The 12,286-nt window shown below is 46.8% G+C and carries 14 protein-coding genes; 3 read left to right on the top strand and 11 right to left on the bottom strand.

The window, feature by feature from the left end; genetic code table 11:
• The first annotated feature begins 142 nt into the window (after positions 1-142).
• Positions 143-475 carry a DUF1904 family protein gene (locus AB4Y93_RS16190; protein WP_441893664.1) on the top strand — a complete coding sequence of 111 codons (333 nt, stop codon included), beginning with the start codon at positions 143-145 and terminating at the stop codon, positions 473-475.
• 55 nt (positions 476-530) lie between these two features.
• On the opposite strand, the gene fur is transcribed toward AB4Y93_RS16190, so the two are convergent.
• The 3 genes from fur to AB4Y93_RS16175 all read right to left on the bottom strand — a co-directional run bounded on the left by fur (position 531) and on the right by AB4Y93_RS16175 (position 2,325).
• The gene (gene fur / locus AB4Y93_RS16185) at positions 531-1,001 is read right to left on the bottom strand and encodes a ferric iron uptake transcriptional regulator (protein ID WP_441893943.1); all 471 of its coding nucleotides are present in this window, start codon (positions 999-1,001) and stop codon (positions 531-533) included.
• 140 nt (positions 1,002-1,141) lie between these two features.
• Complete coding sequence (locus tag AB4Y93_RS16180; protein WP_441893662.1) at positions 1,142-1,678, bottom strand: GNAT family N-acetyltransferase; 537 nt, start codon at positions 1,676-1,678, stop codon at positions 1,142-1,144.
• Between the two features lie 80 nt (positions 1,679-1,758).
• On the bottom strand, positions 1,759-2,325 hold the full coding sequence (locus AB4Y93_RS16175; RefSeq protein WP_441893660.1) for a GNAT family N-acetyltransferase: 567 nt from the start codon (positions 2,323-2,325) through the stop codon (positions 1,759-1,761).
• A 93-nt stretch (positions 2,326-2,418) separates the two neighbouring features.
• Here AB4Y93_RS16175 and AB4Y93_RS16170 point away from each other — a divergent pair, with 93 nt between their 5' ends.
• The gene (locus AB4Y93_RS16170; RefSeq protein WP_441893658.1) at positions 2,419-4,497 is read left to right on the top strand and encodes an ATP-dependent helicase; all 2,079 of its coding nucleotides are present in this window, start codon (positions 2,419-2,421) and stop codon (positions 4,495-4,497) included.
• Here AB4Y93_RS16170 and AB4Y93_RS16165 read toward each other — a convergent pair.
• The 4 genes from AB4Y93_RS16165 to AB4Y93_RS16150 form a co-directional block, all read right to left on the bottom strand.
• Positions 4,488-5,033, bottom strand: a complete 546-nt coding sequence (locus AB4Y93_RS16165) for a hypothetical protein (protein WP_441893656.1) — start codon at positions 5,031-5,033, stop codon at positions 4,488-4,490. The two genes, AB4Y93_RS16170 and AB4Y93_RS16165, sit on opposite strands and share 10 nt — an antisense overlap.
• Positions 5,034-5,112: 79 nt before the next feature.
• A complete protein-coding gene (locus AB4Y93_RS16160; protein WP_441893654.1) occupies positions 5,113-5,616 on the bottom strand; it encodes a ferritin in 504 nt (167 codons plus the stop codon).
• An 89-nt stretch (positions 5,617-5,705) separates the two neighbouring features.
• Complete coding sequence (locus AB4Y93_RS16155; RefSeq protein WP_167282048.1) at positions 5,706-5,927, bottom strand: DUF1450 domain-containing protein; 222 nt, start codon at positions 5,925-5,927, stop codon at positions 5,706-5,708.
• Positions 5,928-6,011: 84 nt separating this feature from the next.
• Positions 6,012-7,430, bottom strand: a complete 1,419-nt coding sequence (locus AB4Y93_RS16150; protein WP_441893652.1) for a S41 family peptidase — start codon at positions 7,428-7,430, stop codon at positions 6,012-6,014.
• Between the two features lie 172 nt (positions 7,431-7,602).
• On the opposite strand from AB4Y93_RS16150, the gene AB4Y93_RS16145 reads away from it, so the two are divergent.
• Positions 7,603-8,409: a Cof-type HAD-IIB family hydrolase gene (locus AB4Y93_RS16145; protein ID WP_441893650.1), complete on the top strand. Its 807-nt coding sequence runs from the start codon at positions 7,603-7,605 to the stop codon at positions 8,407-8,409.
• Positions 8,410-8,486: 77 nt separating this feature from the next.
• Here AB4Y93_RS16145 and AB4Y93_RS16140 read toward each other — a convergent pair whose 3' ends face one another.
• Genes AB4Y93_RS16140 through cysT form a run of 4 tightly spaced genes read right to left on the bottom strand, consistent with a single transcriptional unit; the run spans position 8,487 to position 12,275 of the window.
• Positions 8,487-9,548: a sulfate ABC transporter substrate-binding protein gene (locus AB4Y93_RS16140; RefSeq protein WP_441893648.1), complete on the bottom strand. Its 1,062-nt coding sequence runs from the start codon at positions 9,546-9,548 to the stop codon at positions 8,487-8,489.
• A gap of 43 nt (positions 9,549-9,591) precedes the next feature.
• Positions 9,592-10,656 carry a sulfate/molybdate ABC transporter ATP-binding protein gene (locus tag AB4Y93_RS16135; protein WP_441893646.1) on the bottom strand — a complete coding sequence of 355 codons (1,065 nt, stop codon included), beginning with the start codon at positions 10,654-10,656 and terminating at the stop codon, positions 9,592-9,594.
• Positions 10,657-10,659: 3 nt separating this feature from the next.
• Positions 10,660-11,457, bottom strand: coding sequence for a sulfate ABC transporter permease subunit (locus tag AB4Y93_RS16130; RefSeq protein ID WP_441893941.1), 798 nt, complete (start codon positions 11,455-11,457; stop codon positions 10,660-10,662).
• A gap of 2 nt (positions 11,458-11,459) precedes the next feature.
• Positions 11,460-12,275 (bottom strand): sulfate ABC transporter permease subunit CysT, encoded by an 816-nt coding sequence (gene cysT / locus AB4Y93_RS16125; protein ID WP_167282038.1) that lies wholly within the window; start codon positions 12,273-12,275, stop codon positions 11,460-11,462.
• Positions 12,276-12,286: the final 11 nt, after the last annotated feature.

Genomic DNA, 12,286 nt, shown 5'->3' with positions numbered 1-12,286 from the left:
GCTGTCCCATTAATCATGTCTATCTTCTATTACCATAACTTACGAATAGCTGAATCTGCAACCATTGATGCATCCATTGCAATTGGTTGCCAGATCAAGGTAATCTATGGGATAGGTAACAGCAAGAAAGGGAGAGATTAGATTGCCGCAATTATTGTTTCGAGGAGTACCCGCAGACAAGCTGAAGACGATTTGCCTTGCACTGGCAGAAGATTTAGCTAATGTGTGTGAATGCGCAACGGATAACTTTACAATGGAAAGCCTTCATACAACTGCAATCTTTGGCGGTTTAACAGAAGGAGAGTCTTATCCCTTCGTTGAAGTAGGCTGGTTCGAGCGCGGACAAGCTGTTAGAGACCGGTTCGCCGAAGCCGTAACGGCACGGCTGGCACAAGTCGGCATTGATGAAGTGGAGGTTGCCTTCCGTACCTACCGGGAAGACAGCTATTACATTAACGGAAAACCATGCGGATAGGTATCCGCAAAAAAGGAGCCTGCTGGTCGATTTAACCCCCGGCTCCTTGCTATTTTTAAGATACCGCTTTATGATCATTGTCCTTCGCCTTGCTTTTGCAAGCCTGGCAAATGCCGTGAAAATCAAGCCGATGATCCAATACTTTAAATCCAAATTCCTTCTCAATCCGGTTCTCCATCGGAAGCAGCCAGTCATCCTTAATTTCCTCAACTGTACCGCATTCGGTACAAATAAGATGATGATGGTGATGTGCTTGATCAGTGCTGCGGAGATCGTAACGTGTCGCGCCGTCGCCAAAATTCACTTTTTCCACAACATGCAGTTCACTTAACAGCTCCAGGGAACGATAGACCGTTGCAAGCCCGATATCCGGATTGCTGCGCTTCAGCAGCATGTAGACATCCTCCGCGCTCAAATGATCCTTCTCATGCTCCAGCAATACTCGTACCGTCGCCTCCCGTTGAGGAGTCAACTTATACCCTTTTGTTCTTAACTGACGGTTGATCGTCTCCAATTGTTCATCGATCATCGCAATTACTCACCCGCCTTTCTTGCGTCTTTGTACTTTAATCTTATTTAGAATAATTCTTATTTAGAATAATTATAATCTTAACATAGTTACAAACATTACACAATGACAGCTAAAATTTCTCAGTATCTGCTTCTTTACCATCGGTTAATCAGCTCGATATCTGCAAACTTGCCTTCTGCAAACTCCTTATCACCGAATATCCCGCTAATGTAATTGAAGCCGGACTTGTTCCAGAAACGTAATCCCGCCCAGTTGCGGAGTGAAACATTCACCCTTACTTCCGAATAACCAAGCAGACTGGCCTCCAGCAGGAAATGCTTCATCACTTCTTGACCATAGCCTTGATTCTGAAAATCTCCACTAATACACATCATAGCCAGATAAAGCGAATCACCCTCTGGATAGCCATGATAAAGACTAACAAAGCCGATGATTTCCTCCGTGCTCTTCATTCTCACCGTTTGGATCCGGAAACGCTCCTTCGCGCCGCCCTCCGGCAATATGCCCTCATGATAGGAAAGCTCAACATAATGGGGATCATGTTCCTTCCCATCCCATAAAGTGACGGGTGCGCTTGCCATGTACAGCTCTTGCACAATACCAATCTCGAAAGATTGCATATCTTCACAAATAAAAGTCGGGGTACTCCACTGCGAAGGAATAAGGTTCATTATGTATCACCCATCATGATTAATAGTTACGCCGGATCTACTTTTTCGACATAACTCGCCCTATTCCTCCTTTTTCCCCTTTAATGATCGGAAACAGTCTTTACCATTCTCGTGTAGCGATGTCCGCTGACGATCATCTCCCCGTCTTCCTTGTAACCCCTTTTCTCGTATAACAAACGAGCTTGACCATTGTACTCCTCCACAATTAACGAGACCAGATGGTAACCCCGCCTTACGGCTTCACGCTCGAAAGCAGCCATAAGCGCCTTCGCAATTCCTTGATTGCGGAAAGAAGCATCAACAGCAATAGAATCCAGATAGAACTCACCTGGGCGAGTTTCCGATGTGATTGAATATTCAGCTAGCCCTGTCACCTGTTTCACACGCTCAATTAGCGGCTTATCCAGCTGTTCCGCTTCATCTCCGGCATAACAGACTACTATTCCGGCTACGACACCATCTCTTTTATCAACAATCACATTCCGGTAGCTCACCCGGTTGCCCTCTTCTATATAAAAATGCGCCAAAACCCGCATCGCTTCCGCCTCATCCTCAACTCCTGCAAGCGAACAGGCTATATTGCCAATCGCTTCATGAAGCAGCGGCATCACTTGCTCCACATCTTCCTTGCCTGCTGGTTCAATCATGGTAACACTCCTTCTCCAAATATTAATAATTTCAGTTATATGTACGAACACCCATTCTATCATGATATAATCGACAACAGGTGATTATAGACAATGAATAACGCAACAAATTCCAACAATAAAATCTACTACAAACGACCTTATGGGGTCGTAAACAAAAATTATGCGCCAGCCGCACATGCTTCCGCTGATACAAGCGAGCAGCTCGTTCCGGCCTCTGATAAGGATGCTTTCTATTTCCGCGCTCTGGAAAGCCAAGGCATCCGGCTGAACAAACGGCAGATTACCGCAGTCCGCCATATTGACGGACCAATTCTGACACTTGCTGGAGCAGGCTCAGGCAAAACATCTGTCCTAGTCTGCCGAACGGGCTATATGCTGTCCGTGCGTGGTATAGCACCACAGCAGTTACTGCTCATGACATTCTCGAAAAAGGCCGCCGATGAGATGCGAATCCGCATTAGCCAGCTGCCAAATATCGAGCCAGGTGCAGCTTCCCGTATCGAAGCTCGAACGTTCCACTCGTTCTGTCTGCTTATGCTGCGAAGACGAGGGTACAAGCAGAACATTCTGGGAGAGAGCGGACGTAAGCAAATTTTCTTCAAGCGGCTGCTGCGGGAGCGAAATTTGCATGAAACGTACCAGCCCGAGACCCTTATTACTTTGCTCTCCTCTTATAAAATGCAAATGATCGCAGTTTCGGACCTCCCAGAGAAGTCTGAAGAGGAACGGCAGTTGAAACTTTTGTTTACCTGTTATGAAGATTGGAAAAGAGAAGCTGACCTGATTGATTACGATGATATGCTGCTTGAAGCCTATCAGCTTCTTCAACGGGACGAGAATTTATTACAGTCTCTGCAGAACCGTTTCCGTTATGTCATGATCGACGAGTTCCAGGATACGAATACGATCCAATACGAGATCATCAAGCTGATAGTTGGTCCACATCGGAATCTGATGGTCGTAGGTGATGATGATCAGACGATCTACTCTTTCAATGGAGCACGCAATGATTATATCCTGAACTTCGAACAGCAATTCCCAGGCGCGAAAAATGTCATCCTGGATGTCAATTATCGTTCAGGCTCCGGTATCGTTGGCCTTGGTAATGCCGTTATCCGTCACAATAAGCAGAGGCGGAGCAAGACGCTTCTGACAGCTAAGCCACATGGTCTGTCTCCGGTATTCGCACGGCCCGGTAATAGTGATGATGAAGCGGATCTGATAGTAAACACGCTGCTCCAGCAGAAGGAGAAGAAGGATCGGTCATACCGTGACTTTGCGATATTATTCCGGACAGCGAGCAGCAGCAGGGCGGTGTTTGATCAGCTAGTCATCCGGCAAGTGCCGTTCATCGATTACGGGAACGGTGAATCGTTATACGAGCAATGGGTGATTAAGCCGGTTATTGCTCATCTTCGTTTATCCATTGACCGCCGTAATTTCGACGCGATGGAAGCGATGCTGGCAACGATGTACGTTCGTCCGGACCAAGCGATGGCGTTTATTTGGAATGAGGATAAGAAGCAGCCAAAGAAATGGCCGCTCATTCATTTAACTCGCTTCCCTGAGATTAAGTCTTTCCATCAGGAGAAAATAAAAGAACGAATCAAATTGATCCGTTCTTTGGAGAAGCTAAAGCCGGAAATGGCTATACGCCGACTGCGCATCGAATTCTATGATCAGTATCTTGAAGCTAATAAGAGCGGACCTGCACTTACCGAGCATAAGGATTCACTAAAAGAAATGCTGGACGAGCTGGAGGCTTCGGCCAAACGCTTCGATCAGATTGAAGCTTTCCTCTCCTTCATTGATGAGATTGCCATCAAGCATGAGGAGATGAAACGGCTGAAGCTCGACAATCGGAGCGCAGATGCGGTCAACTTCATGACCATTCACAAATCGAAGGGACTGGAATTCCCGGTCGTCTTTGTCTGCGGCGTGTCCGAAGGAATTCTGCCTCACAGCTCAGCAATTACGGCCGAGAAAAACAGCGACCGAAGCGCGATTCAAGCTGGTGATAATGTTGCGGAAGCTGCGATGGAAGAAGAACGGCGGCTTGCTTATGTAGCCGTAACAAGAGCAGAAGAGGAGCTGTATATCAGCTCCCCTGCTTATTACCGCGGTAAACCTGCAGCGGTATCCTCTTTTATTATTAATGCTTATAGTTGAGCTGATGATGTCTTGACTGCAATCTGCAGCTTGTCGCCTTCCAATTGAATGGCTAGAGGCAGTGCCGACAGCCTGACGAATACCTGGTCATTAAACTGAAATAAGCTGCTGCCTTGCCTGCAGCGAGATTCGCATAGGAGGAGTACAGGTTCAGTGTCTGGAAAGACGAACTTGTACTCCATTTCTTGCTGCTCGATATAAGGAACAAAAGCTTTTGCCCGCAGATAATACTCTCCATGCAGCAACAGTAGCGGATACGTCGTACCATCAAAGGGATGGATAGTTAAGCCTGATGAAGATACCTTCACAGGCTGGCTAAGCTTTATCATTTCATTGATCTGCTCATTCTTGTAAGGCAGCCCCAAGGCCAAATAATAAGTTCCCTGCTGCATTCGAACAAGCTCTGCTAATGATACAAGCACAGAACCTGCGGCTGCAACGATCAGCCCGGTCACAATATTGGAAAACAATATAATGATTCCAAATAATATCGCTGCAAAGCCTAATAATCGCTGTGCCAGAAACAATACATTCACTAGTATGATTCACCTCATCATAAGATCAAAAAACGGGACCTGCCAGTAAATCTGCAAGTCCCGTTTCTCATGTCTGTTATTATTCCGCAGGTGCTGTGAAGGAACGTTGTGCGAACTCCGAGTCCATCATATAAAAGGCGTTGCTGTCCTTGTCGATCCGCTTCAGCTTTTGGATAATGTTATCGAACAAAGCTTCTTCTTCAACCTGCTCGTCGATAAACCATTTCAGGAAGTACATTGTCGCATGCTCACGGTCGTTCAAAGCGATATCAGCCAGGTTGTAGAAGCGTTTCGTATTTTGCTGCTCATGTGCATAGCCATGCTCGAATGCATCAAGCATCGAAGCGTACTCGTTCTTTGGTTCGCCAAGTGCAGCAAGCGTTGCGCGGCGGCCGCGGTCGTTCAGGAAATTGTATATTTTCATAGCATGGAAACGTTCTTCCTCGGCTTGAATAATGAAGAAGTTCGCAAATCCATCCAGACTTTCGCCGGAGCAATATGCTGCCATTGCAAGATACACATGCGCCGAATAAAATTCAAAATTCATCTGCTCATTAAGTTCTTGTGCTAATTTATCATTCATCGCTTATGCACCTCTTTCATTGTTTGGTCTTATTCTAACACAAACAGAAAGGACGGCAAAAGCCGTCCCATGCAAAATTTATCCAAAATTCATCCAATTAGCTTCTTTAGTTCTTTATACAATTGATCCGGGCTTGCTGCGCAGATGCTCTTTGACTTAATCATAACAAAGCTTTCACGCCTGCAGGTTCTGCAATCGCCAAGACAATCCTTCTTCTTCATCTTAATATCCGGATATTTCGCCTTCATGGCCTTATAGACGGGCTTCGTCCCATTCTTCAAATTCCGGGTACAATATTTGATCTTCTTCATGCCGGCTCACCTCGCTGTGCAACGGTGCAATACTTGCTATTCCAAATGATATTAATTATCATTCCCGTTGTCAATAGCTTCGGCTTATTTGCTGGCTAGAATTTCGATCCCTTTCTGTAGCTGCGTATCCTCTTCCTTCAGCTTCTTGCTCAGCAGCTCAATAATACGGTAACCCGTCATATCGTTAAATGCACCGGTCACTGTCATCTTCTGATCCTTCTGGAAGCGGCTTAATGCATCGGAGGTCCGGGCATCAAACAAACCAATATCCCCTACCGGTGTATAACCAAGCTCCTTCAGCATGAGCTGTAGAGTTTTCACATTTTCCCCGTAGCTGCCCACCTTAAGCTCTGTACCAAAAGGAAGCTGACTTAGACTTGCGAAAGCTGGCAGAGCTACCGTGACATCAGGTGTTACCCCTTGCTTGTGAATCCATGTACCACCTGGTGTTTTCCACTGCGCTTCCGTAAGACTCAGTACAGATTTATCCTTAAACTGCTGGAACGTTTGGACAATCCCCTTGCCAAATGTCTTCTCTCCTACAACTGTCGCGCCTGCGGATTCCTTAAGTGCTGCCGTAAGCACTTCGCTGGCACTGGCTGATTGGCCGTTTACAAGCACCACAATTGGAATCGTCCAAGGCTTCTCCTGCTTCGACTTGTAGGTAATTGTCTTACTGTTGTTCTTGTAGACAACCTTCAGGATCACTTTATCCTTCGGCACCAGCATATTAGCAATTTGAATAGTAGATTTCAGCAGCCCGCCGGGATTCGAACGAAGATCAAGCAGCAGCTTGGTCATCCCGTCTTTTTGCAGCTTCTCCACTTCGGTCTTGAATTCAGCATCGGTTTTCTCTGCAAACTTCGATATCGTCACATGTCCTACTCCGCCGCTAAGCATCTCGGATGTTACTGTATGAACCGCGATCGATTCCCGTGTCAGCTCCACCTCAATTGGCTTCGCCGCTCCTCCACGCTGCAGCGTCAGCTTTACCTTCGTACCCACATCGCCGCGTAGCAGCGTGATAATATCCTCATAGGCTTCTCCTACAATCGACGTCCCGTTCACCGCAACGATCTCATCCCCAGCATGGACACCTTCACGCTCTGCTGGCGCCCCTTCCGTCAAACTCGCAACAAGAAATTTGCCGTCCGCCTCTTGAAGCGTAATCCCTACTCCGGAAAACTCAGCTTCATAGCCTTGCGTATAAGCGCTGCCCTGATCCTTAATCAAATATCTGGAGTAAGGGTCTCCTAGGGATGCGAGCATACCTTGAGAAGCACCGTTAATCAGATCCTCTGATTTTGCTCCATTCAAATATTTATCCATAATCGTATTATAGGATACGGTAAAATTGCGGAATGAAGGCTCTTTCAGCATCGGATAGCGTACCTCCATCCACAGCCAGCCTAATATAAATCCGATAATTGTAAATAGTAATGCTCCGAGAATCGCAAGCGTCGTTACCCGCTGTTTGGCGTCGGCGTTCGAGAAATATTTCACTTAAGGTCACTCCTGACTTATGACTGATCGTTCTGTCTTCTACTGTAGCTCATTTAGGGGCTGCTGAGCAAATATTGGGAAGAGCCCGCCTGCATACGCTTGAACCGGGCATTATTTTCCGCTACAATCAACCTAGCTTTTAAATGGACGAGATATAGATAGGAGAGAGAATATGTACAAATTAATTGCCATTGATGTTGATGATACGCTTCTTAACGATGATCTGATTGTAACCAAAGGAACTAAGAAAGCGATGGAGGCGGCTATTGCGCAAGGTGTAACGGTTACACTTGCAACAGGCCGGATGTACGCTTCTGCCAAAAAAATCGCTGACCAAATCCAACTAAACGTACCGATCATTACGTACCAAGGATCGCTCGTCAAAACTTTACTGGACGGCGAGGTCCTCTATGAACGTTGTGTGCCTCAGGATGCGGCGAAAGAGCTGTATGCGTTCACTGAAGAGCATGGTCTGCATCTGCAGCTGTATGCGGACGATATTCTATATGTCAAAGAAGCAAACGACAAAGCTATCAAATATTCTACCCTAACGAATATCCCTTACGTTGTAGCCGATGATTTCGAGGCTCTGCTGGACAAGCCTAACAATAAAATGCTCATTATCGACGATCCTGCTTATCTCGATCAGCTTGCCGAGCAATTGAAGCCGATGATTGGCGATCGGGTTCATATTACGAAATCCAAAGCACATTATCTGGAGTTCATGCACAAAGAAGGAACAAAGGGCCATGCCCTTCGCTTCATGGCGGAACATCTCGGCTGCACAATCGATCAAACGATTGCCATCGGCGACGCGTGGAATGACCATGAAATGATCGAAGCTGCCGGACTTGGTGTTGCAATGGGCAATGCTACGCCTAAGCTGAAAGAAATTGCTGACTACATTACGTTATCAAACAATGAAGAAGGCGTGCGCCATGTGATTGAGAAATTCGTGCTGCAGCCTGCTGCAAAATAAAAATTTCAAGCAAAAAAACCTCCATTTCTGAGCTGCTAATTGCCGCTGCTGAATGGAGGTTTTTTCTTATCATCCGATTAAATTCCCGCAAGCACCTGGTACCAGACGCCTTTCTTCGAATAAAGCGTCTGGCGGACTTCTTTCCAGCCGCCTAAATACCCAATATCAAACAATCCCTCGGGCTCGACGTATTTGTCTTTCGACTCCGCCGCCACCTTCTCGTTAACGGAACGGAAACCGTATTTCACGAATATACGCTGCGCCTCTTCACTTTGCAGATAAGAGATAAACGCCTCCGCTACTTTACGTGTTCCATGCTTATCAGCATTTTTGTCTACAACAGCCGCTGGGTTCTCAATTAGAATCGTATTCTTCGGAATCACGATATCGTATTTCACACCATTCATAATCCGGCCGAGCAGCTCATTCTCGTACGTCACAATAACATCACCAACGCCATATTCGAATGCTGCCATTGAAGCACGACCGCTCTTATCTAGTGACTCCACGTTCTTATGGATGGACGCCAAATATTTCTTCGCAAATTCCGGGTCCTTCGTACCCGTCTCTGCTTCCGATTTCTTGAGTCCTGCACCGTAGATCGCATTAATGTCCCATTGCGCTCCACCTGAGGTTTTGGGATTTGGATACAGTACTTTAACATCTTTGCGAGTTAAGTCATCCCAATCTTTAATCCCCTTCGGATTCCCCGCTCTCGTGCCTAGTACCACAATCGATTTCGTTACCAGACCATGATTAGGCTGTGCCTTCCAATCGGAAGTGATGAAACCCGCATCTGTTATTTTATCCAGATCGCCGTCCATCGCCAAAATAGCTACATCTGCTTCAAAACCGCCGGCAATAGCACGGGCTTGTGTACCTGAGGCTTCATACGATTCTTGAAAAACAACCTTTTGACCTGTCTGCTCTTTCCAATAGGCCTGGAATTGCGGCAGCAGCTCACTGAACGCATCCTTTACTACGGAATAGGCACCGATGACAAGCGTCACATCACCGTCTTGTGCGGTAGAATCGGTGGATGGTTCCGGCTTCTCCTTACCGCAGCCTGCTGTAATAAGAAGCAGAACCGTAAGGAGCAGCACGGCGATCCGCCGGCTTGCTCTTCGATTTATATTCATGTTCGTATACAACTCTTTCTGCTAAAAATGAGTGTTCAAACGCTTAGATATGAATTGGCATTGGGTCAACTTTCAAGCTGTTTTCCATAATCCAGCTGTCCGTATCATTAAAGAGATAAGCACGATGAACGAGTACACTTACCTGTTCACCTGGCTGTAGGACTTCCTTCTCCAGCGAGCGGTACGTAATCAGCTTCACATTGTCGACTAAGAGCTCAACCATCCATTCACTGCCACGGAAATGCAAAGCCTTCACCGTTGCATTTACCGTCGCAGATTGCAGGCGGATCTCTCCTGGCTTGCCGATCTCAATATACTCTGGACGAATGAGTGCTTTTGTTCCTGGATAATTCAGTGCAGAATCAAAGCCTTTTAATACTTTAATATCTTCTACAATCGTTGACTCACCGATGAAGCTTGCAACAAACGGCGTTTCAGGATTTTTGTAAATCTCCCAAGGCGTACCCTTCTGCTCAAGCCTGCCTTTGCCGATGATCATAATCTCATCCGCAACTTCAATGGCCTCGTCTTGGTCATGGGTAACAAAGATCGACGTAATGCCGACACGCTCTATCATCTCTTTCAGCCAAGTCCGAAGCTCCGTACGGATCTTTGCGTCAATCGCTGCGAACGGCTCATCTAGCAGCAAGAGCTGCGGTTCAGGAGCAAGCGCACGGGCGAATGCAACACGCTGACGTTGACCACCAGAGAGCTGGTGCACATAACGATGCTCAAAGCCTTTGAGACCTGTAAGCTCAACCAGCGTAGATACACGCTCGCGAATCTGCTCTTTGGAATGTTTCTTCACTTTTAACCCAAAAGCGATATTATCATACACGGTCATATGTTTGAAGAGTGCATAGTTCTGGAAGACAAAGCCGATCCCCCGCTCTTGCGGAGGAAGATCATTTACACGCTTGCCATGAAAAATGATATCGCCGGAGGTAGGTGTCTCAAGGCCAGCCAGCATACGAAGAATCGACGTTTTACCGCCACCGCTTGGTCCAAGAAGCCCAATCAAATGACCCTTTTCAATCTCAAAGCTGACATCTTGCACGGCATGGAAATCGCCAAAGCTTTTGTTAAGGTTGCGAACTTCAATATGCATGGCTTAATGCACTTCCTTTCGTTTTTTCGCCCATTCCATTAAAAGGAGAAGGCCAACTGAGAACACCGCAAGCACCAAAGCTACACCATTGGCTTCAACGACGTTAAAGTTCTCGACATCCTGATAGACCAAAGTCGTAGCAGTCTGCGTCTTATTCATAATGTTTCCTGAAACGACCAGAACCGCGCCAAATTCGCCAAGTGTTCTAGCAACCGTCAGAACGACACCATAGATGACACCCCATCGAATCGAAGGCCATGTCACCTTCCAGAACGTATACCACGAGTACGCGCCTAGTGTAGACGCTGCCTCTTCCTGCTGGGCACCAATCTCCTGCAGAACCGGCAGTACTTCACGCACCATAAGCGGGAAGGTGACGAACAAAGAAGCTAAGATCATGCCTGGCAAAGCGTACACCACTTTAAATCCAGCATCTTCGAAAAAGGCACCAATCACTGTGTTTGGTCCAAGCAAGAGAACAATCATCAAACCGCCAATAACAGGTGATACAGCAAACGGTAGATCAACAATGCTGTTGAGCAGTCGCTTCAAGCGTGCTCCCATCCACTCAGCTCGAACCAGGTACAGCGCGAGCATGACACCAAATACGGTATTTATAGCCGTTACGACAACAACGATACTAGCGGTCATCTGCAAGGCATGAATGGACTGCTTACGGGTTAAGCCTTCAGCAAAACCGCTCCAGCCATCCGCCCAAGAGCCTGTGAATATTTCAATAAGCGGAATAATTAACAATACTGTAAACACAATATACGTAAGCCCAATCCACGTTCGTCTAATTGTCATTTGCCCGGCCTCCTAGATTGAATCAGGTTGACCGTCCATAAAATGATAAACGAAAGCGTCAGCAGTAATACAGAAACGGCTGCGGCTCCTTGCGGATTGTCACTTTCAATTTCCCCGAAAATATAAACGGCTGCTATAAGCGTCTTGCCCGGTATATTACCTGCAACAAGAACAACCGCTCCAAACTCTGCCAGCGCTCTGGAAAAGGCCAGCATCGCACCACTGAGCACGCCTGGGAGCATCGATGGATAGATGACACTAAAGAACGTACGCAGCTTGGTCGCACCCATCGTATAGGCTGCTTCCTCTTCCGATTTGTCGATCTCTTCGAGCAAAGGCTGTACAGCCCGGATCACAAACGGGAAGGTAACGAACACCATCGCAATGACGATAGCAGGCTGGTGGAAGACGATTTCAAAACCAAGTTTTGAAGCCAAATCACCAACGAGGCTGCCCGGACCAAGCAATAACAAAATCATAAGCCCGGTTACTGCTGTCGGAAGAGCAAACGGCAAATCAACCAAACTATTTAAGATCCGTCTCCCTGGAAAACGGTAACGGATAAGTACCCAGCCAATCATAGACCCCAGCAGCACGTTAATGACGGTTGCAATAAGTGCCAGCTTGATAGTCAGCAGGACTGCCTTCCATGCCAGAGGATCTGATATACTCTCCCAGAACGGTACGAAACCGCTTGAGACTGACTGCGAATAAATTCCGATAATGGGAAGTACAATTAAGATAACAAAGTAGAGCATTATCGCGCTTCGGAATCCGAAGCTCCACCACTTACTGCGAAACATGACATTCATGCTGCCTTTGA

The sequence above is a fragment of the Paenibacillus sp. YAF4_2 genome (genome assembly GCF_052113225.1).
Classification (GTDB): Bacteria; Bacillota; Bacilli; order Paenibacillales; family Paenibacillaceae; genus Pristimantibacillus.
Note: the sequence above shows the minus strand (reverse complement) of the source record. Positions and strands in the feature narration are given on the sequence as shown.